This window comes from Dysgonomonas massiliensis (assembly GCF_900240225.1).
GTDB classification, from domain to species: domain Bacteria; phylum Bacteroidota; class Bacteroidia; order Bacteroidales; family Dysgonomonadaceae; genus Dysgonomonas; species Dysgonomonas massiliensis.
Genome location: NZ_OEPV01000001.1, coordinates 277,001 through 297,923, shown reverse-complemented (window position 1 = coordinate 297,923; position 20,923 = coordinate 277,001). Strand labels below are relative to the sequence as shown.

Below are 20,923 nucleotides of genomic sequence, written 5' to 3'. Positions count from 1 at the left end.
AATTATTTTTTCAGAATCTTGCATATATTTATTATATTTGTGATATCATAGATACTACATATAACTTTTACATACAACTTTTATAAGAACTAACCGTGAGCATACTATATAGCATAGAACATCTTTCATGCATTAACTACCAGAAAAAAGCTGGTAGCAAAATCGAATTAATAGATATCCATCCAAACGAGACATGGGAGAATGCATCTAAGTACAATCTCATCATATTTACCTTGAAGGGTGAAATTCGTTATTACTCAAACAATAATGCAGAAAAGAATGAGTCGGAATCGAAGTGTTTATTATTTTTGGCCAACACGCAACTACGCATCGAGTCTGACAAAGGAGCACGGCTAATGATAATTCGCATATCGGGAATAACACAATTGTGCGATACTTATTCACTCAGAAAATTATTATACACAGAAAAGTACAACCCTAAAAATAAAATCACTTCGTTAACAGCAAATGAAATACTTAAAAATTATTTGATTACGTTAGACTACTTCATTACTGACGGGATCAAATGTATTTCATTTTTCGATATGAAGATCAAAGAACTTTTCTTAATCTTCAGAGCTTATTATCCTAAAGCAGATTTACTTCATTTTTTCTATCCGCTTCTATCGAACGACATGAGCTTCTCTGACTTTATACAGTCAAACTATACAAAAGTAAGAACAGTAAAAGAACTTGCCGATTTGTCGAATTACAGTCTTTCCGGGTTTCAGAAAAAATTCAAAAGCGTTTACAATATGCCCGCACATCAGTGGCTGACCGAACAACGCATGAAAGCAATTTTTCAGGATATTTCGAATCCCAACATGCCATTAAAAGAAATTTGCAGCAAATATCAATTTTCGTCCCTATCCTATTTTAATGACTATTGTAAAGTAAAATTCGGTCAAACACCTGGTCAATTGCGAAAAAAACAATAAAAAAAGCATATTGTACATATTATATGAACAAGTGTACATTTTTTCGTAATTAACAGTTGAACTAATTCGCATATCTTTGTACTATATCGCAAAAGAGAAGTTGAAGCTTATTAAAATGCTCAATTTTGAATTTTTGCAATTAGTTCTATTATGTAGTTTTGTAAAGTTTGTGTTAAAGTTGAGAAGTCTGCGAAGCGAGTTCGCGGACTTTTTTTATTTTATTTACGTATCTTTGCCGAATCATTTATACATCCTATGGACAATTTATCTGACTTACTGAATAAACAACAACTAGCAGCTGTTGAGTACAGCGACGGGCCCTCGCTTATCATAGCCGGAGCCGGTTCGGGAAAAACACGCGTGCTAACATATAAAATAGCTTACCTTCTGCAAAAAGGTCTTATGCCACAAAGTATTCTGGCTCTAACCTTTACCAACAAAGCAGCCCGCGAGATGAAAGAGCGTATAGCTCAGCTCATCGGCTGGCAATATGCACGTTACCTTTGGATGGGTACATTTCACTCGGTATTTTCTAGAATTCTACGTACCGAAGCCGAAAAAATTGGATTCTTGCCAACGTTTACGATATTCGACTCGTCCGATTCGCGCAATCTGATAAAAACGATCATCAAAGAATATCAGTTGGACGACAAAGTATATAAACCTGCAAAGATTCAAGGAATCATTTCGAATGCTAAGAATGCACTTGTTTCGCCAATGGCATATGCAGCCAATCGCGAGATGATAGAATACGACATTCGCTCGAAAGTTCCTCAGGTAAAAGATATTTATAAAACATATTGCGCACGCCTGAAAGCATCGAATACGATGGATTTCGATGACCTATTGTATTACACCAATGTACTTTTCCGCGATCATCCCGATGTGCTAGAAAGCTATCAAGATCGTTTTCAGTTCCTATTGGTAGATGAGTATCAAGATACCAACTTTGCCCAATATCTTGTCATCAAACAACTAGCAGCCAAGCATCATCGTGTGTGCGTGGTTGGAGACGATGCTCAGAGTATATACTCGTTCCGAGGTGCAAACATCGATAACATCCTGAATTTTCAGAAAATGTATCCCGAGGCTAAAGTCTTCAAATTGGAACAAAATTACCGCTCGACTCAGAATATAGTTAATGCAGCCAACAGTCTTATAGCTCAAAACAAAGAACAGATACGCAAAACTGTATTTTCGGAAAAAGATGAAGGCGAGAAACTGGAAGTTGCCAGTGCCTTCTCCGACTACGAAGAAGGCAGTATTGTAGCCAACAAAATAAGAGATATAAGAAACAGCAAACACGTGTCGTACAGTGATTTTGTAATTCTGTATCGCACAAATGCCCAGTCACGTGTTTTTGAAGAATCGCTTCGAAAAAGCAACATACCATACCGAATTTATGGAGGACTGTCTTTCTATCAACGTAAAGAAGTAAAAGATGTCATCGCATATTTTCGCATGATAGTAAATCCGGATGACGAAGAAGCATTCAAACGAATAATCAATTTCCCTGCACGGGGAATCGGAAATACGACAGTCGGCAAAATAGCCGCTGCCGCTAATCTGCACAACGTAAGCCTTTGGCAGATAATAGGCAATCCTTTGGCATACAATTTGGATGTAAATTCGGGAACGGCTAAGAAGTTAGCCGGATTCAGAGAGCTCATTGAAAGCTTTGCTATCCAACTTGACAAATTATCGGCATATGATCTGGCATCTATAGTCGTCAAACAAAGTGGTATAGCCAGCGATGCTTACCAAGATCAGACGCCTGAAGGGCTGAGTCGTCAAGAAAACTTGCAGGAATTATTAGGAGGTATACACGAGTTTTGTGAAACGCGTCAGGAAGAAGGCGAGACTAGAATCGGACTGATCGATTTCTTATCCGACGTTTCATTACTGACCGATCAGGATACCGACAAGGAGTCGGAAGAAGAGAAAGTAACTATGATGACAATCCATGCTTCGAAAGGATTGGAATTTAAAAATGTTTTCGTAGTAGGACTCGAAGAAGATCTTTTCCCTTCGGCTATGGCCAAGAACGAAAGCCGCGGATTGGAAGAAGAACGTCGTCTGTTTTACGTAGCCATCACCCGCGCTCAGGATTTCTGTATGCTGACATTTGCCAAGAGTCGTTTCCGAAACGGACAAGTAAATGCATGCAATCCGAGCAGATTTTTACGCGATATAGATACTGCATACCTGAATGTAAACAAAAGTGTTCTTAGTGGCGGTTTTGGGGGAATGCAAAGTAGCTCCTACTCTGCCCCATCGTTCTTCTCGACCAGTTCGAATAGAGAACAACCAACTCGCACACAGAACACATCACCAGCGAGCAAACCAATGTCACCGGCTTCAACTCCTCGTCAACAAGCTCCGACATACGGTCCGTCGAAACTAGTTCGCGCCGATAAAGCTATGGCAAGCAAATCAAGTCCAAGTCTGGTCGAAGGCGTTAGCGTAGGAAATATGATTAAGCACGACCGATTCGGTATCGGAACAGTAAAAGCCATTACCGGCGATGCTGATAGCAGAAAGGCAACAGTGGAATTTGAAAATGCGGGTGTCAAACAATTATTGCTGAAATTTGCACGCTTCGAGATAATATCTTAGACAGCGAAAGATTACAATATTTAACAAAAACGGACGCAACAAAATGAATTTAAACGCGTCTAATGATATAGAAATAAGAAATATATGCTATATTTGATTATGTTGATCACTAGCATTAAACCTTTTTTGACTACAAGAGTCTAAACATAAGATCAACAATATTGACAAACTAAATAATAGGAGAGTAAGTTTATGAAATTAAAAAGTATTATTCTAGCTTTCTTGGTTACAGCAATACCTTTCTCAGGCTTTGCTCAAGAAGAGTGGGACGACATTTATTCTTCTTCGAAATCGAAAAATAAAAATAGTAAGAAAGAGGTTGTGGTAAAATCGCCTCAAAAGCAAACCATAACAACAAGCAATTCTTCTACACCAAAAACATTGGTAGTTCGAAATAATGGAGAAGTAACTCTGGAATCCGCAGGAAATGTCAATTATAACTATAATGGCAAACAAATTGATGTTGATGCATACAACCGCCGAGGTGGATACTATTACGGAAATGACACAATTTATAACGAAGAAATGGCTGTGTCTGAAAATTACGATGAATATCAGGACTATCAGTACACTGATCGTATCGTAAAATTCCATACACCTCAGAATAGTGTAACAATCACAAGTAATGATGATATCAATGTATACGTTTTTGACGACATGTACCGCGACTATTACAGAGATCGCAATTGGTACTTCGGACTGACTTGGGACTGGAGCCTATGGCCTAGAAGTTCTTATTACTACTTCAGAGATGATCCATGGTATTATTCATCATGGGGATGGGGTTGGAACTGGCGCTGGAATAGCTGGCACAATCCATATTACTACTCATCATGGGGTTGGTACGACCCTTGGTATTACTCACCTTCGTGGAGCTGGGGATGGGGCTGGAACAGCCATTATCACCATCATCACCATCATCACCACGGATGGGGATGGGGGTCTGGATGGAGTAGCCCAGGCTATTATGGCAACTACAGATATTCAGGAGCCGGAAGAGCAACCGGAGGGAACTACGGAAGACCTGGATACAGTAGTACGTCTCGTCCAACGAGCAGACCTAGTTATAATTCATCTTCGTCATCGCGTCCAACTACAAGACCTAGCTATAACTCATCTTCGTCATCTCGTCCAACAACAAGACCTAGTTATAACTCGTCTTCGTCAACACGTCCATCGACCAGACCTAGCTATAACTCGTCTTCGACAACACGTCCATCGACTAGACCTAGCTATAACTCGTCCTCGACAACACGTCCATCGACTAGACCTAGCTACAACTCGTCCTCGACAACACGTCCATCGACTAGACCTAGCTATAACAACTCGTCTTCGACAACACGTCCGTCAACTAGACCGAACAATAACTCGTCTTCAAGCTCTAGCTCATCAAGACCTAGCTATAACAATTCGTCTTCCACAACACGTCCATCGACTAGACCGAATTACAACTCGTCAACATCGAACAGACCAACAACAAGACCAAGTTATAACTCATCGTCAAGCTCTAGTTCGTCAAGACCAACATATAACTCGTCACGTTCGAGCAGTTCATCTAGCTCTAGCAGCTCGTCAAGACCTAGTTATAATTCATCGTCGCGTTCGAGCAGTTCGTCAAGACCAAGCTATAACTCGTCAAGCTCTAGCTCATCATCCAGATCAAGTTACTCTGGATCATCGGGAAGCTCGTCTAGAAGTAGCAGCAGTGGTGGCGGTGGCGGCCGTACAAGCCGTCGATAAGATATGAAAACAAATCAGTAATGATTTAAATGAACATACTAAAGCTATTATCTAAGACACAAAACTAAGTAGTGTTCCGATAATAGCTTTTTAAAACTACGTACAATCTAAAAATACAAGAATATGAAAAAAGGTTTATTACTTTCGCTTGCCTTCATCTGCTCAACAGCAGTAACATTTGCCCAAGGTGAATTTGAAGCATTCAAAATGTCAAAAACAGACCTTAAAGGAACAGCACGCTCGGTATCGATGGGTGGAGCATTTGGGGCACTGGGTGGCGACATTTCGGGTGTAGCAATCAACCCTGCCGGTATTGGTGTATATACTGGATCTGAAATAGTAACAACAATGAATTTCAGAAATAATTCAATCAAATCTACGCTTACTGGTAATTCGAATACCGAAGACAGATTCAAATTCTCATTCGACAATCTTGGATTCGTTACTACCCTCCCCCTTTTCTCGGATGCGGTTCCGAAATTGAATATCGGCTTTTCGTACAACAAACTGAAATCTTTCGATCGTTTGGTTAGTACCAAAGGAACTGGGTTCAGAAAAGGATCATTAACTGACTATATGGCACATCGTGCCGGCACTTCTGGAATTACATCTTTCGGTCTTGAGCAAGGAGATCACATATGGGGCAGTCACGACTGGATGGGTGTATTAGGATATAATTCATTCCTGATAAATCAAATAGATGATCATAACTTTGTATCGTCGATAGGTGGCGACAACATGGTTATGGATAATGCTTTGAGATTGAAAGAAAAAGGATATATCAATAGCTACGATTTCACTGTAGGTACAACTATTTCCGATATCCTCAGTATCGGGTTCACAGCTTCGATTACCGATATCGATTATAGTTTGAATTCATATTACCAAGAGGTTTTTACTGAAGGCAGCTATAATGGAGGTTTTTCGCTCAAAGATGAAGTTTCGACAGATGGTACAGGCTATCAAGTATCAGTGGGTGCTATACTTAAACCAATTGACGAAATCCGAATAGGTATTGCCTACCATTCGCCTACATGGTACAAAATGGAAGATGTATATTATGCAAAAGTTGATCACGACTTGACTTCACTATTGAATGCCTCGGGACAAGAAATAGACCCTAAATATATAAATGGATACGTTGCCCCTGATGGTCGATACAACTACGAATACGAATTTACATCGCCAGGAAAATGGACATTCAGTTTAGCCAGTATAATTGCTTCGAAAGCTATCATTAGTGTAGACTACGATCTTATCGACTACAAGCACATGAAACTTCATGATTATTACTGGGATGATTACTCAATAGCAAACAGTGGTGTAAACGGACGCATCAAACAAAACTTTAAACTTTCTTCAACCCTACGTATCGGAGCTGAATATCGCTTCACGCCACAATTCTCAGCACGTGCGGGATATTCTTGGGTACAAAGTCCACTCGAAAAGAATTTTAAAGCTAACAAAGTAGAAGCCCATACTGCCGGAACATCATCAGCATTCATCATGGAAGGTGATACTCAGTATATCACTTGGGGATTGGGATATCGTTTCACTAAGAACTTCTATACAGACATAGCATTTGTTTACAGACAACAAAAAGATGATCTGTACGCATTCACAAATACTTACGATAACAACGGTACCCGGATGATAGAAAGTATTCCAGCTAAATTGAAAACTACAGGATTCCAAGGTTTATTGACACTGGGTGTAAAATTCTAAACAGAATCAACTCTAAACATAACAAAGCGGTTAGATATAAGAATATCTAACCGCTTTGTATTTTAATACTATATTAATTAATCCATAGCCAATAAAGCAAATGATGCAAGCCAATGGTCTCCCCCGTAATTTCCTTGGAATACTGATGGTAAAGCTTCTTTCAATAAAGTCTTAGAAGTCTCACCAAACAGTTGTTTCAACGGATTATCATCCGGCAATCTATTCGATATATGCTTCATACACCACGATTTTGAAAAAGACAAACCGACAAGATGCACAATCTGATAATCATTCAAGTCACTTATTATCGGAGCTTTGCAGATATTCTCTATACTCGGTTTCTCATAAAAACGAGTAATCCATGCCGAAAACTCATTTTCTGAAAGTATTCTGCTCATCAGATCAGCAATCTGTAAACTCGGAGAGAAGAAATCCGAGCCATCGGGTTCCAGATAGGCCGGAGTATTTACATTATCCTGATAAAATAACTTAGCTTTTTCTATCAGCACATTTTCGAATTCTTTATCATTCATAGCTCTAGCCCAATCTATAGCAAAAGACAAAGCAAAAGCACTATTTCCATGTACACCCGTGCGGTTGGGATAAGTCTGCTTTGGCAGATAAGCTTTCCACATACTCACTACTTTTCGGGTCAGCGGTTGAAGATTGTGATACCAGATCTTGGCTTTGGGATGATTGAATGAAGCTAATTCTTCATCCAATTTCAGCAACCACGCCCAGCCATATGTTCGTTCGAAAACCGAATTCAGTTTATACTTATCGAAATAGTTAGCTTCTTCAATGATATTTTGTTCGTCGAACGATCGGTCGAGAATCTCGACAATAAGATTTGCATTCTGCAGATTAGGCTTATTTTTCAGCAAACGTGCCAACGACCAATGACCATGCACACTGCTATGCCAATCGAAACATCCGTAAAAAGACGGATGCAACTCTCGGGGTGTAGCCTTGGCATCCACAGAGTCGGCTATGATATGACCTGTCTTATTAGGATATTCCTGCTCAATGCATTTCAGAGGAAACTCAGATAGTTTTTGATAAATATCGTTTATTGATGTGTTTTGTCCGAAGACTGCACTTGTCAGGAAAGACAGAAGCAAAAGATAAAAAATCAGTCTTAAAGTTTTCATATAAATACAGATTTGGTCTTTATTTCGATATACAAACATAGTTAAATCCGAGTAAAAGCATCATATACTTTAACCGATAATTATCTTCAATACATAATTGCAAAAAAACAAAAGAGTATCTGCCTCCAATATGGATTAACAGATACTCTACTATCTAATATTGATCTCTATATAAATTCTTACAAACTTTCCAGCATACGTTTGATTACAGTCTGAGCCGAAATCTCACGATTGGCAGCTTCGGGAATTACGATTGATTGTGGACTTTCAATTACCTCATCACTTACAATCATATTGCGTCTTACCGGTAAACAGTGCATGAAATACGCATTGTTGGTCAATGCCATTTTCTCGGTAGTAACTGTCCACGAACGGTCTTTGCTAAGGATTTGTCCGTAATGCTCGTCAGCAAATGCTGCCCAGTTTTTAGCATAAACAAAATCAGCTCCAGCCAAAGCCTTATCCTGATCGTATTCTACTTTCGCACCACGTACGAATTTAGGATCTAATTCATAGCCTTCGGGATGCGTGATAACGAAATCGACATTCGCTTCGTTCATGAAATCGGCAAACGAGTTAGGCACAGCCTGAGGCAATGCTTTAGGATGCGGAGCCCATGTCAATACCACTTTCGGACGCTCGGTCTTCTTATATTCTTCTATCGTGATCAAGTCGGCAAAAGCCTGAAGCGGATGTCCAGTAGCAGCTTCCATACTGAAAACTGGTCTTCCGGAATATTTGATAAACTGATTAAGTATTTTTTCCTGATAATCGTCTTCTTTGTTTTCGAACTGAGCAAAAGCACGTACTCCAATAATATCGCAATAGCAACCCATCACCGGAATAGCTTCCAGCAAGTGTTCTGTTTTGTCGCCATCCATGATAACTCCACGCTCAGTCTCTAACTTCCATGCACCCTGATTGATATCCAGAACAATGGTATTCATACCAAGATTCATCCCTGCTTTCTGAGTACTAAGACGTGTTCTAAGACTCGAATTGAAGAACACCATCAAAAGTGTTTTATTTTCACCAAGATGCTTATAAGCAAAACGATTTTTCTTAATTTCTAAGGCTTCTTTAACGGCTGCGTTCAAGTCGCCCAAATCTTTAACGTTTGTATATGTTTTCATTTAAAATGTATTTTTATGCAATAAAACACAAAGATAAGAATATCAATTCAACAAACAATGAGACTTAACTTATATTTATACACATCTTTCACACAAAATAGCGAATAATGTATATTTATTCATCGGTCGTATTCTTTTTATACTTCTTTCGATCGTATACCTTTTTACTCTTATGAACTTTGGTCACACGCTGCCAACCTGCCGACTGCTCCAATTGTGCTTCGCGATCAGCTTTTTTCACCGCTTTGATATAATCGTTAACTGATATTTTCAGCTTTACTTTATTCTTCTTTTTCTTTGTCATACTCTCACTTGTCCGTCTCCCTCAACAATCCATTTATAGGTACATAATTCGGGTAAAGCCATCGGGCCGCGTGCGTGTAATTTTTGTGTACTTATACCTATTTCGGCTCCCATCCCGAATTGTGCTCCATCAGTGAAAGCTGTAGAGACATTGACATATACACAAGCTGCATCTACCATCTTCTCGAATTTAAGGCTGGCTTCGCGATCTTCACTTACAATAGCTTCGCTATGTTTCGAGCTGTATTCGGCAATATGATCCAATGCTTCGTCCATCGAATTAACGGTCTTGATTGCCATTTTATAGTCAAGGAACTCTGTACCGAAACTTTCATCAGTTGCATGTTCGAGTAAGTTGGATGGATAATTTCCTTTCAAGCTTTCGAAAGCCGGCTTATCGGCATAAATAATCACATTTTTCTGCGACAGATCGCTACACAAGGTCGATAAGTCACTCAAACGATCACGATCGACAATCAAACAATCCAGCGTGTTGCAGACACTCACTTTACGAGTCTTTGCATTGGTTATGATCCGACGGCCTTTGTCCAGATCACCCGACTTATGAAAATAGGTATGACACACCCCCGCCCCGGTTTCAATTACCGGTATTTTGGAATTATTACGTACAAATTCTATCAATTCTTTTCCTCCGCGCGGGATAATAAGATCGACATACTTTCTGGCATTCAGCAATTCTTCCGTAGCATCATAGCCTGTAGGTAGCAGTGTACAAATATTCGGATTGATATTATATTCATCTAGTACGTTTCTAATTATATCTACGATGGCAGTATTCGAATATTTAGCGTCGCTACCACCTTTCAAAATACAAGCATTTCGCGATTTAAAGCATAAAGAAAATACGTCGAAAGTAACATTCGGGCGCGCCTCGTATATAATACCTACCACACCGAAAGGAACTGTCACCTTAGATAATCTCAGTCCATTTTCGAGTGTACGTTTCTCAAGTGTACGTCCAACGGGTGATTCTAATAAAATTACGTTTCTGATATCACTTACTATATTTCGAATCCGTTCTCCATTCAGAAGTAAGCGATCGTATTTTGGGTTACTGATATCCATTAATTTCAGATCTTTCTCGTTCTCTGATAGGATATGAAACATGCTCGATTCGGTTTCTTTGGCTATTGCCTCCAAAACAGTGTTGATTGTTTTGTCGTCAAGTAAACTCAGCGATCGTGCCGCATCGGCTACAGTCTGAAAGTTACACTTTAAATAGTCGTCCATAATATTTAGTTAATATTCAATATATAAATAATCGTAGTGTACGATTGGTCTTTGGTTACTTTTTCCTATCATTTGCTGCGCTGTCTGGTTATCGTACGAGCTGCGCCCTACTCCCATAAATCGACCTTCTGGATCGATAATGCGCACGATATCGTCTTCTTCGAAAGCACCTTCTATACGAGTCACTCCAATTGGTAAAAGGCTGACCGCTTTCTCGCCAAGCAAAGCTTCTTTCGCTCCTTCATTGATATGCACTTCGCCTTTGGCAAAACCATCCGAATGAGCAATCCATTTCTTGATACTCGATACATCCTTTGGCGAAGGGAGGAATCGCGTACATACGGTTTCCGAGTTCGAAATAATATCAGCAAGTATATTTGTACGTCTTCCATTAGCTATAACAACTTCTATTCCTTCTTCGGCAACTTTACGTGCAATGTTATACTTTGTTTGCATTCCGCCCCGTCCTACCGACGATTTCGAGCTTTGTATAAAGTCTTCGATATTATCTTTACGAACATCTATTCGGGTAATTACTTTCGATTCGGGATTGCTCGGATTTCCATTATAGATTCCGTCAATATTACTCAGGATAATTAATTTCCTGCTATCGGTCATAGCGGCTACCAAGCCCGAGAGTTCATCGTTATCGGTAAACATCAGTTCATTGACCGAAATTGTATCGTTTTCGTTTACGATAGGAATCACTCCGTTTTCGATCATCGTCTCCATGCAGCTGCGCTGATTCAGATAATGACGGCGTGTTGCAAAATCTTCTTTCGTAGTCAACACCTGCCCGCAGGTAATCTGATGCTGGCTAAATAAGTCATAATAGCGATTTATGAGCTTAGCTTGCCCAACTGCCGAATATAACTGGCGAGCCGATACTGTATCTAGCTTCGACGTATTTTTCAATTGTGCGCGCCCTGCAGCAACTGCTCCTGACGACACAACGATGATTTCGTATCCACGCTTGTGAAGATCGGCAATCTGATCTACCAGTGCCGACATTTGAGTAACATCCAGCATCCCGTCTTTACGGGTAAGCAAATTGCTACCTATTTTGATAACTAAACGTTCTTTCATCTTGCATTTATATATGTAGACTAACAAAGTTATAATTTATTTCAAATCAATACTACTTAAACATATTAAACTAACAGTAATAAGGAGCTACAAGTTCATTACTTCTGTTACAATAATTATTTCGAAGAGATAATCGAACTATTTTTAAAATAGTAATTTTCCACAATTTACACAATAAAACCAATTAACTACTGCCCATAGTTTATATAGAAAACCATAAACCGTACAATTTTAATCAGTATATTTGCAGACATAAGACCCTAAATAATATAAATATGAAAACTAAGATTAAAACACTTCTTTTATTGTTGTCATTAATCATGACCGTAATGGTATCTTGTAGTGATGATGACAAAGAATCCGATTCACTCCCATTATCCATCTCCGAAAACCGTTTCAATGTTCCTATTGATGCGGATAGATATATTCAAATTGAAAGTGGCAATAAGGACTACTCCTTTATTGTTGAAGATAAAAGCATTTTGGATGTGAAATACGAAAATGCTACTGAGTATCATCGCTTCGGAGGAATCCGATTATATGGCCTTAAAAAGGGGACTACGGCATTGACTGTAGTAGACAATGTAAGCAAAGAATCGAAAGAACTGGAAATACGTGTTACAGCAAGATATCTGCTTCTTCAAATGAGTAATATGTTTTCAAACGTCATTATAGTAGAATCTAACGATGATCCGAATGCAGATTCTAAAATAATGAAAGATATTTTAGACAATGCACTTTTGCAGCCAGGTTATTACCTTGCCTTGATGGGGAACGTCGGATCGGAAGAAAATGATAAAATGTATATTTTCGAGTCGTATCAGGATGCCGATGAAGGGAATACTCTACATCGAGGCACTTATAAGATTGAAAAGGAGGACGATATTTATTCCATCAGTCTTAACATAGTAGAAGATGATAAAACAGTTACTCACAAATATACAATGAGAAATAGCTCTACAACTACTTTTTCCAAGGCTATTGATTTCCTGAAAGGTGAAATTAGAAATGGTATCTGTTATGAGTTTGAGATAGGTAAAGCCATTTTTAAGGAGGATCTTTTGGATGTCTATAAACCCAGCTATCCACTTCTGGGCGAGGCTACTTGTACTATCGAAGCATATATGTCGGCATTCGAACCCGATCTGGTAACTATCGATATAAAAGATTAGGAGGTTTTATCCTAATCTAGACATAAAATATGATAAGAAAAGCCCCTTTACTCGGGGCTTTTCTTATTCTTCTATCAATCCTTCGATCAGTTTTGTTCGTAATACTTTATTTTTAGCATCAATTTCTTCGATAAATTCTTCTACTGCGGGGATAAGATGCTCTTTGTCCCCATTTACCACCACGAATAGTGTATTGATAGTCGATTCATCAATCGCTTCTATTGTACCCAGTTCGCCGTATTTCTTATCGATTACTTTGAAACCCATAAAGAACTGCCATGAATACTCCAAATCTTCATCTTCCTGAGCTTCTTCCAGATAAGTACGCGGGAAATAGACATCCAAACCCGAAAAACGCTGCGCTTTTTTCTCGTCATCCACGTCTTCGAATATGATCAGAGCTGTCTCCGATCCTTTAAAACGGTATTCTTCGATGAAAAATGGAACAAAAATCCCATCTATTTTGCATACCAAATAAGGGCAATCTACACGATCGAAAATATCATTATCGAATGCAAATGATATTTCCCCTTTGATACCGTGAGGCTTAACAAACTTACCTATCTTGAAAACTTCGCTTTCTTTGATCATCGGTATATATGCTTATTTTTTCTTCTTTTTACCCTGATTACGTTGTGGCTGATTAACCACATCTTTCATATCGGGCAATTTTATATTTGCTTCGCGAAGATCGATTTTCCCTTTCGATAGTTCATAAAGATCGAATACGATTTTCTGATCGTCAACTTCTTTGTTCCACTGCATATACGACTTTTTCATATGTGTCAGTACAAGCCATGTAAGTTGTTCTTTTTCTTCTGGATTATCAAATGTTTCCTCTGCCAAAATATCGATCAGTGTTTCCAGATTTTTACCATAATGACGGTAATGCATCTTATGCTGATTATATTCAACCTTTCCCGGTTTCGAGTGTAGTTCTTCTTTCGTTACTACTTCGTATGGATAATCAATATCCAACTGGAAATCGGCCATAATAGCCAGATGATCCCACAGCATATGTTTGAAATCACTCACGTCACGCAAATGAGGAAAAAGGTTTCCCATTGTACCGATAATTGCATAAGCACAGCGTGTACGCTCATCTCTGTCTTGTATGGTTAGACAATAGTCTACCATATTTTGTATGTTTCTTCCGTATTCGGGAAGTGCGAGTTTTTTTAACTGTGTATTGTATTCCATATCAATGGTTTCTACTCTGTTTATCATTCTTTGTCCTCTGTATTATTATCTTCAGTATTTTGATCTTTATCCTTTTTGTCGCCGATCACTTCATCCGCTTTCACAGTCAAAAGATCATTGTACGTATTACTGTCTTTTAGTATTCCGACAGCTTTTTCTATTCCTTTATCATTCTTCAATACCACTTCGAAGCTTCCTTTCTGATAATAGTAACGCTTCGCAATTTCGGCATTGATTTGTTCCATTATTTCGTCTTTGAACGTTTCGAGGTCACGATCCAAATTTGGAACTAACTTAGCTTCCAAAGCTTTGAATTCTTCCGAAGCAGTCTTCATATAACCTTCGAATTCCATTACTTCTTTCAACGATTTCATACTCTTTTCGCTCATACGATCGTATTCGAAGTCTTTCGATTTCACAAACTCCTTGAAATTCTCATAATCTACATCAGAGATCGAGAATTCTTTAGCCGGAGCTATTTTTTTATGTTTACTTACCCAGTCCGATACCCAGTCGAATACGATAAACTGACGTTCGAGATAAAACGAAATGGTAACTACTTTTTCTTCAGGAAGAACCACATCGGGCGAAACGCCTCCTCCATCGCGAACCAAGCGTCCTTTTTCGGTTTTAAATACCGTAGTCAAGCTATCGGGAATTGCACCCACACTTCCATCAGCATTGCGATGCGAATAGTCGATTGCTTGCACGCAACGTCCGCTAGGAATATAATATTTCGATGTTGTTACCTTGAAACTGCTTCCATAAGGCAATTCGCGTGGCGATTGCACCAATCCTTTACCGAAAGTACGTTCACCTACCAATACACCTCTATCGAGGTCTTGCAACGATCCGGCAACAATCTCCGATGCCGAAGCAGATCCTTTATCGACAAGTACAACTATAGGCATCTCTGTATCGATTGGTTCCAGCGTTGTACGATATGTACGATCCCATTGCTTCAACTTTCCTTTTGTGGAAACGATAACTTTTCCTTTCGGAACAAACATATTCACTATCTGAACAGCGTCTTCCAAGATACCTCCACCATTTCCACGAAGATCGAAAATCAACGATTTCATGCCTTGGCTTTTCAGAGCCAAGAAAGCTTCTTTCGTTTCAGCAGCACTCTTATCCGTAAAACTATTCAGATTGATGTATCCTATTTCAGAATTCAGCATTCCATAATATGATACGGCATCCATTACTATTTTTTCACGTGTAATTTTTATCACACGAGGTTTCTTCTCGCCAGGGCGTTGAATTTTTACTTCGGCAGTAGTTCCCGGTTGACCTTTTAGCGAAGCACTTACAAACGAGTTAAGAGTCTGCGCATAGGGCTCGCCTTCTTTCTTTGCTGTTTTGGTCATATCCACACCATCAATTTCCAGAATAATATCTCCGGCTTTGATTCCTGCTTTAGCTGCAGGTTTGCCTTCGAATGGTTCAGAAAATACAACCATACTGTCTTTATGTACAATAGTAGAACCTACTCCGGCATATTCGCCCGTAGTCATCGTTTTAAACTCTTTCAGTTCTTCTTCGTCATAATATTCGGTATACGGATCCAAGCTGTTCAGCATGCTTACTATACCTGTTTTGACTGTCTTTTTCACATCGAGCGAATCGACATAGAACAAGTCAAGTTCACGAAGCAACGAATTGAATATTTCGATATTCTTGTTGATTTCGAAATAACGTTCCTGAGCTTTTTTAGCATCGTTCTGAGCAAATATGCTTGTCGATGCAATGAGTAGAGTTACGGCGAGTATTAATTTATTTTTCATTTAGTCAAATCGTTGTTTCAACTATTATAATATAACAAGTTTTTTACGAATAGCAAAGAAACTATTTTTTATCGTGATATACAGTCTTTTGATTGTTTAAAATTACAAATTGCAACTATTATTACACAGTTTTAAGCGATTTTGCAACGGCTTCGGCACAACGTTCACCATCTATACCGGCCGAAACGATACCTCCTGCATATCCGGCTCCTTCGCCACAAGGATACAATCCTTTCAAGACAACGTGCTGCATAGTTTCCGAATCGCGTAAAACGCGTATTGGCGACGATGTACGACTTTCCACACCCAACAACATAGCCTCATTCGTCAAGTATCCTTTGCTTTGTTTCCCTACTTTTTGAAGCCCTTCTTGAATACGAACAGTCACAAAGCGTGGCATCCATTCGTGCATAGGCGACGATACAACTCCCGGTTGATACGAAGTTTTCGGTAATGTTGCGCTTTTTCGGTTATTTATAAAGTCATAAACACGCTGAGCAGGTGCAACTTGTGTTTGACCACCTTCTATCCAAGCGCGTTTTTCCAAATCTTCCTGAAATTTGAGCATTGCCAGATCACCAAATTTGGCATACTCGGGAAAATCTACGGGATGCACCTCAACCACAAGACCCGAGTTTGACCAGCTTGATCCTCGTACCGAAGCCGACATACCATTCACAACTAATTGTTCAGGACCACTTGCCGCTGGAACGATAACACCTCCGGGACACATACAAAACGAATAAACGCCACGATTCCCTGCCTGAGCTACAAAACTGTATTCGGCAGCCGGCAAGTATTTTCCACGTCCTTCGGTCGAATGATACTGAATCTGATCAATCAGTTCGGCACGGTGTTCGATACGGAAACCTACTGCCAAACCTTTTGCCTCGATCTTCACTTTCTGATCATGCAACATATAATACACATCACGCGCCGAGTGTCCGGTTGCCAGAATCACTTGTCCCATGAAAGTCTGTCCCGTATTAGTTTCTATTCCTCGCACTTCATCTCCTTCTATTATCAATCGGGTCATCTTGGTCTGGAAATACACTTCCCCACCCGACTCGATAATCTGTTCGCGCATACGCTCGATGATTCCGGGCAATTTATCTGTCCCTATATGCGGATGTGCATCAATCAAAATTTCGGTATTCGCTCCGTATTGGCAAAATACATTCAGTATCTTGTTTACGTTACCACGTTTCTTACTGCGAGTATATAGTTTTCCGTCCGAATACGCTCCTGCACCTCCTTCGCCGAAACAATAATTCGATTCGGGATCTACCACATGCGTACGATTCAAGATCGCTGTATCTTTTTTCCGATCGCGTACATTTTTTCCACGTTCTACGATTATCGGGCGAATACCCTCCTCAATCAGCTTCAGTGCGGCGAACAATCCCGCAGGGCCTGCTCCCACCACGATAGCCTGATGTTTGGAATCGGCAACATTGGGATATACAATCTCGTCGAACTCGGGTTCGGTCTGATCTTCATTGATATAGCCACGCAACTTCAGATTAATTATGATATTGCGCTGACGAGCATCTATCGATCTGCGGATGATGCGTATCGCGTGTAAATCTTCAACAGAAACGCCTGCTGTTTTAGCGAATAATGTATGCAGATACTGCATATCAGAAGCCAGCTTGGGGCTTACTCGGAAATCTATATCTTTTATCATTTATTATTTTTGTAATCCATCGTAATTCGCACACTTTAGCTTAGATAAAAAATCCAACACTAAAAAACACATTATCATTATATGGCGAATAATCATTTTGTATAAGTTCATAATTCAGTAGCAGCATCATCGGTCTTAAGTATACACCGGCACCTACGACCACTGCAGGTACAAGTTTTTCAGTAGAAAATTTTACTCCGTTCAATTTCTGATTGTACCACGTACGCATCAGTTCGGGCTTCACACTCAGTACAAGAGCTTTCCATGGGTAATAATGTGCAAATAGATTCAGACTCACACTGCTCTCCGAGTATTTATTCGACGCTGTTGTCCACGAGCCATCACCATCAGCAAGATAAACCTTATTATCCCATTTAGCATAATTATAACCTAGCCCTACACCGACATCAAATCTGTCGGTCAATCGGTATCCCACCTGAGGTGATACACCAAGAGTCCAGTAATCACTCGAAAAACCGGCACTAATACCACCTCCAAAAATCAATTTATCAGGATCAAATCCGGTTTTCTGCTTTCTTACAACTGTAAATTGAGCATTCATAGTAGGAACTATCATTGCCAAAAGCAAAAATAAAAACAGACATTTCTTCATAATCTTCTTCTTTTTTTAAATGAGTACTTATCGAATAAGACACTTATTTGTTATTTCGTCTTTTGACGAAGAATATCTCCTGCATCGGACGGCAATTTTCGATATCCCACTAAATGAACAATACTTAGTATAGCTATTGCGATAAAAGCCAGTTTAAAATCCGGCATATTATAATTACCGGGAAGCCCTCCATTTATCTGATGAGAAAATCGAAGTACTACCGCTCCCATGGCGATACCCATTCCGGCCGACATTTGCTGAATGGTACTGTAAAACGAATTGGCCGAAGTCATTTTCTTTTCGGGAATATCGGCAAAAGCCAATGTCGTGATACTTGTAAACTGCATAGAACGGACAGCTCCGGTCAGAAACATTACCGTTACGATAATCCAAACGGGCGTATCGGCTTGCAGAAAAGCAATACAGCCAGTAAAGATACCAATTAAAATGCCGTTTACGATAAGAATACGCTTAAACGGGAAACGACGTATAGTCTGAACAGTCAGCGTCTTCATCGACAAATTGCCCAACATGGTAGCCGCAAACAACAATCCCGACTCGAAAGGCGACAGACCAAAGCCGATCTGAAACATCAGTGGTACGAGATAAGGCGTTACGCCAATCATCATACGTGTGATAGTTCCTACTGTTACAGTCATGCGATAAGTCAATATTTTCAAGATCGAATAATCGATCATCGGGTTCGATGTATGACGTGCATATCGCATATTGAACAAAATGAGCGATACACTGATCAGAATAACAATAACTGGAACATAATAGGCTACTCCTTCCTGACTAAACATCTGCACTCCCATCATGAATCCTGCCAATCCCAATCCGCTCAGCACAAAGCCAACCATATCGAAATGCTTCTTACCTTCGTGCGCCTCATCGTCTTTGGGCATCAATCGCCAAGCCAGAATGATACAGATAATACTGATCGGTACATTCAACAAAAATATCCAATGCCAAGTCCAGTAAGTAGCCAGATATCCACCCACCAAAGGACCAAGTATTGGTGCTACCAAAGCAGGCATCGTTATATAATTCATAGCCGATACCAATTCGCTTTTAGGTGTAGCCTTCAATACGGCCAATCGACCAACGGGGGTCATCATGGCTCCCGCTATCCCTTGAAAGACACGGAACAATACAAATTGAGGAAGTGTTTGCGACGATCCACAAAGAATGGATGCTATGATAAATAAAGCTACGGCCGTACAAAATACTTTACGTGTCCCGAAGCGATCGGCAATCCATCCGCTGACGGGAATGAATATAGCCAGAGCTATCATATAGGAAGTTATACCTGCACTGAGGTGTATGACATCGGTATCGAACGAACGTGCCATTGCCGGAATAGCCGTATTGACGGCTGTCGTATCCAGATTTTGCATAAAAAATGCAACTGCCACCGTCAAAGCAATTGTCGTCGAACGTTTTAACTTCATCTACCTATACCCTTTTCCAATAGTACAAAGGTACAACATTTAGCACAAATTTTATGTTGCATAGCTATTTTTACGATAATCAGATCTGTATTTCTTTAGTTTGAGACTATTTAGGTCATATTTATCAGAAATTGATAAAATTATTCCCCAAAAAATTTGGTAATCAAAAAACATACGCTACATTTGCGGTGTACTAGAATACTAATACACCAAACATAAACATATATATTATGGTAAAAATTGAAAATCTAAGCTTTGCTTACAAGAAAAAAAACCTCATCTTCGACAATGTTTCTTTCGAGATGAAAAGTGGAATATATGGTCTTCTTGGCGAAAATGGCGTAGGAAAATCTACACTACTACATATTATCAGCGGACTGCGATTTGCAACTAGTGGAACTTGCAAGGTTCACGAATACGATTCGTATAAAAGACAACCACAAATGCTGGAAAAGCTATTCTTCTTACCCGAAGAATTTGACGCACCAGCTATGTCTCCAAACAAATTCGCAAAAGTAAATTCGGTTTTCTATCCGAATTTTAGCGACGAGCAATTTCAGTCGTATCTGAAAGAATTCAACGTAGATCCGAATCAAAAGATGACTGAAATGTCGCTCGGACAGCGCAAAAAATCGATGATATCGTTTACGCTTGCAGTAAACACGCCACTTACACTACTCGACGAACCTACAAATGGATTGGATATTCCGTCGAAAGCAATTTTCCGCCGCTTGCTGGCTTCGGTTGCAGACAAGGAAAAATGTATTATCGTTTCAACACATCAGGTTCGCGACCTCGAAAATATCATCGATCCGATCATTATTCTCGATCGCAACGAAGTACTTGTAAATAATTCGGTCGAAGAGATTACGGCTAAACTCAAATTCAATTGCACATCGGCGCCACTACCAAACGCCTTGTACAGCGAGCCTACAATGCAGGGACACATAAGTGTTACACCAAATTTCGACAACGAAGAAAGCACGATTAATATCGAAGCTTTATTCAATGCAGCTGTCCGTGACAAGGCCCAGTTCAAAGAATTATTTAACATCTAATAATCTACA

17 protein-coding genes are annotated in these 20,923 nt (G+C 39.6%); 6 read left to right on the top strand and 11 right to left on the bottom strand.

Annotated elements, in window-relative coordinates; genetic code table 11:
* The first annotated feature begins 95 nt into the window (after nt 1-95).
* From C1A06_RS01490 to C1A06_RS01475, 4 genes are all read left to right on the top strand, one after another.
* On the top strand, nt 96-938 hold the full coding sequence (locus C1A06_RS01490) for a helix-turn-helix transcriptional regulator (protein ID WP_101688446.1): 843 nt from the start codon (nt 96-98) through the stop codon (nt 936-938).
* Between the two features lie 255 nt (nt 939-1,193).
* Nucleotides 1,194-3,554: an ATP-dependent helicase gene (locus tag C1A06_RS01485; protein ID WP_101688445.1), complete on the top strand. Its 2,361-nt coding sequence runs from the start codon at nt 1,194-1,196 to the stop codon at nt 3,552-3,554.
* Nucleotides 3,555-3,746: 192 nt separating this feature from the next.
* Nucleotides 3,747-5,294 (top strand): hypothetical protein, encoded by a 1,548-nt coding sequence (locus tag C1A06_RS01480; protein ID WP_101688444.1) that lies wholly within the window; start codon nt 3,747-3,749, stop codon nt 5,292-5,294.
* 123 nt (nt 5,295-5,417) lie between these two features.
* Nucleotides 5,418-7,019 (top strand): OmpP1/FadL family transporter, encoded by a 1,602-nt coding sequence (locus C1A06_RS01475; protein ID WP_101688443.1) that lies wholly within the window; start codon nt 5,418-5,420, stop codon nt 7,017-7,019.
* Between the two features lie 77 nt (nt 7,020-7,096).
* On the opposite strand, the gene C1A06_RS01470 is transcribed toward C1A06_RS01475, so the two are convergent.
* The 5 genes from C1A06_RS01470 to proB all read right to left on the bottom strand — a co-directional run bounded on the left by C1A06_RS01470 (nt 7,097) and on the right by proB (nt 11,943).
* The gene (locus tag C1A06_RS01470; protein ID WP_101688578.1) at nt 7,097-8,170 is read right to left on the bottom strand and encodes a DUF2891 domain-containing protein; all 1,074 of its coding nucleotides are present in this window, start codon (nt 8,168-8,170) and stop codon (nt 7,097-7,099) included.
* Nucleotides 8,171-8,349: 179 nt separating this feature from the next.
* Nucleotides 8,350-9,303 carry an N-acetylornithine carbamoyltransferase gene (locus tag C1A06_RS01465; RefSeq protein WP_101688442.1) on the bottom strand — a complete coding sequence of 318 codons (954 nt, stop codon included), beginning with the start codon at nt 9,301-9,303 and terminating at the stop codon, nt 8,350-8,352.
* A 115-nt stretch (nt 9,304-9,418) separates the two neighbouring features.
* Nucleotides 9,419-9,607: a hypothetical protein gene (locus C1A06_RS01460; RefSeq protein WP_101688441.1), complete on the bottom strand. Its 189-nt coding sequence runs from the start codon at nt 9,605-9,607 to the stop codon at nt 9,419-9,421.
* Entirely contained in the window at nt 9,604-10,857 is a 1,254-nt protein-coding gene (locus C1A06_RS01455) for a glutamate-5-semialdehyde dehydrogenase (protein ID WP_101688440.1), read from the bottom strand. Before C1A06_RS01455 ends, C1A06_RS01460 begins: the two co-directional genes overlap by 4 nt.
* Nucleotides 10,858-10,866: 9 nt before the next feature.
* Nucleotides 10,867-11,943, bottom strand: coding sequence for a glutamate 5-kinase (proB, locus tag C1A06_RS01450; protein ID WP_101688439.1), 1,077 nt, complete (start codon nt 11,941-11,943; stop codon nt 10,867-10,869).
* 275 nt (nt 11,944-12,218) lie between these two features.
* Between proB and C1A06_RS01445 the strand changes: the two genes are divergently transcribed.
* Nucleotides 12,219-13,115, top strand: coding sequence for a hypothetical protein (locus C1A06_RS01445; protein WP_101688438.1), 897 nt, complete (start codon nt 12,219-12,221; stop codon nt 13,113-13,115).
* 63 nt (nt 13,116-13,178) lie between these two features.
* Here the strand turns inward: C1A06_RS01445 and rimM are convergent, their stop codons facing one another.
* The 6 genes from rimM to C1A06_RS01415 all read right to left on the bottom strand — a co-directional run bounded on the left by rimM (nt 13,179) and on the right by C1A06_RS01415 (nt 19,856).
* A complete protein-coding gene (gene rimM, locus C1A06_RS01440) occupies nt 13,179-13,706 on the bottom strand; it encodes a ribosome maturation factor RimM (RefSeq protein ID WP_101688437.1) in 528 nt (175 codons plus the stop codon).
* Between the two features lie 12 nt (nt 13,707-13,718).
* On the bottom strand, nt 13,719-14,315 hold the full coding sequence (locus C1A06_RS01435) for a DUF4290 domain-containing protein (RefSeq protein ID WP_101688577.1): 597 nt from the start codon (nt 14,313-14,315) through the stop codon (nt 13,719-13,721).
* 23 nt (nt 14,316-14,338) lie between these two features.
* On the bottom strand, nt 14,339-16,102 hold the full coding sequence (locus C1A06_RS01430; RefSeq protein ID WP_101688436.1) for a S41 family peptidase: 1,764 nt from the start codon (nt 16,100-16,102) through the stop codon (nt 14,339-14,341).
* A 121-nt stretch (nt 16,103-16,223) separates the two neighbouring features.
* A complete protein-coding gene (locus tag C1A06_RS01425) occupies nt 16,224-17,789 on the bottom strand; it encodes an NAD(P)/FAD-dependent oxidoreductase (RefSeq protein WP_101688435.1) in 1,566 nt (521 codons plus the stop codon).
* 40 nt (nt 17,790-17,829) lie between these two features.
* Entirely contained in the window at nt 17,830-18,402 is a 573-nt protein-coding gene (locus tag C1A06_RS01420; protein ID WP_145996315.1) for a porin family protein, read from the bottom strand.
* Between the two features lie 50 nt (nt 18,403-18,452).
* Nucleotides 18,453-19,856: a DHA2 family efflux MFS transporter permease subunit gene (locus tag C1A06_RS01415; RefSeq protein WP_101688433.1), complete on the bottom strand. Its 1,404-nt coding sequence runs from the start codon at nt 19,854-19,856 to the stop codon at nt 18,453-18,455.
* Nucleotides 19,857-20,086: 230 nt separating this feature from the next.
* Between C1A06_RS01415 and C1A06_RS01410 the strand changes: the two genes are divergently transcribed.
* Nucleotides 20,087-20,914 carry an ABC transporter ATP-binding protein gene (locus C1A06_RS01410; RefSeq protein ID WP_101688432.1) on the top strand — a complete coding sequence of 276 codons (828 nt, stop codon included), beginning with the start codon at nt 20,087-20,089 and terminating at the stop codon, nt 20,912-20,914.
* The last annotated feature ends 9 nt before the right edge of the window (nt 20,915-20,923 follow it).

Bases quoted from the DNA above. Each gene is read 5' to 3' on its own strand.
- C1A06_RS01485 (WP_101688445.1), top strand. From the start codon at position 1,194: ATGGACAATTTATCTGACTTACTGAATAAACAACAACTAGCAGCTGTT.
- C1A06_RS01480 (WP_101688444.1), top strand. From the start codon at position 3,747: ATGAAATTAAAAAGTATTATTCTAGCTTTCTTGGTTACAGCAATACCT.
- C1A06_RS01475 (WP_101688443.1), top strand. From the start codon at position 5,418: ATGAAAAAAGGTTTATTACTTTCGCTTGCCTTCATCTGCTCAACAGCA.
- C1A06_RS01470 (WP_101688578.1), bottom strand. From the start codon at position 8,170: ATGAAAACTTTAAGACTGATTTTTTATCTTTTGCTTCTGTCTTTCCTG.
- C1A06_RS01465 (WP_101688442.1), bottom strand. From the start codon at position 9,303: ATGAAAACATATACAAACGTTAAAGATTTGGGCGACTTGAACGCAGCC.
- C1A06_RS01460 (WP_101688441.1), bottom strand. From the start codon at position 9,607: ATGACAAAGAAAAAGAAGAATAAAGTAAAGCTGAAAATATCAGTTAAC.
- C1A06_RS01455 (WP_101688440.1), bottom strand. From the start codon at position 10,857: ATGGACGACTATTTAAAGTGTAACTTTCAGACTGTAGCCGATGCGGCA.
- proB (WP_101688439.1), bottom strand. From the start codon at position 11,943: ATGAAAGAACGTTTAGTTATCAAAATAGGTAGCAATTTGCTTACCCGT.
- C1A06_RS01445 (WP_101688438.1), top strand. From the start codon at position 12,219: ATGAAAACTAAGATTAAAACACTTCTTTTATTGTTGTCATTAATCATG.
- rimM (WP_101688437.1), bottom strand. From the start codon at position 13,706: ATGATCAAAGAAAGCGAAGTTTTCAAGATAGGTAAGTTTGTTAAGCCT.
- C1A06_RS01435 (WP_101688577.1), bottom strand. From the start codon at position 14,315: ATGGAATACAATACACAGTTAAAAAAACTCGCACTTCCCGAATACGGA.
- C1A06_RS01430 (WP_101688436.1), bottom strand. From the start codon at position 16,102: ATGAAAAATAAATTAATACTCGCCGTAACTCTACTCATTGCATCGACA.
- C1A06_RS01425 (WP_101688435.1), bottom strand. From the start codon at position 17,789: ATGATAAAAGATATAGATTTCCGAGTAAGCCCCAAGCTGGCTTCTGAT.
- C1A06_RS01420 (WP_145996315.1), bottom strand. From the start codon at position 18,402: ATGAAGAAATGTCTGTTTTTATTTTTGCTTTTGGCAATGATAGTTCCT.
- C1A06_RS01415 (WP_101688433.1), bottom strand. From the start codon at position 19,856: ATGAAGTTAAAACGTTCGACGACAATTGCTTTGACGGTGGCAGTTGCA.
- C1A06_RS01410 (WP_101688432.1), top strand. From the start codon at position 20,087: ATGGTAAAAATTGAAAATCTAAGCTTTGCTTACAAGAAAAAAAACCTC.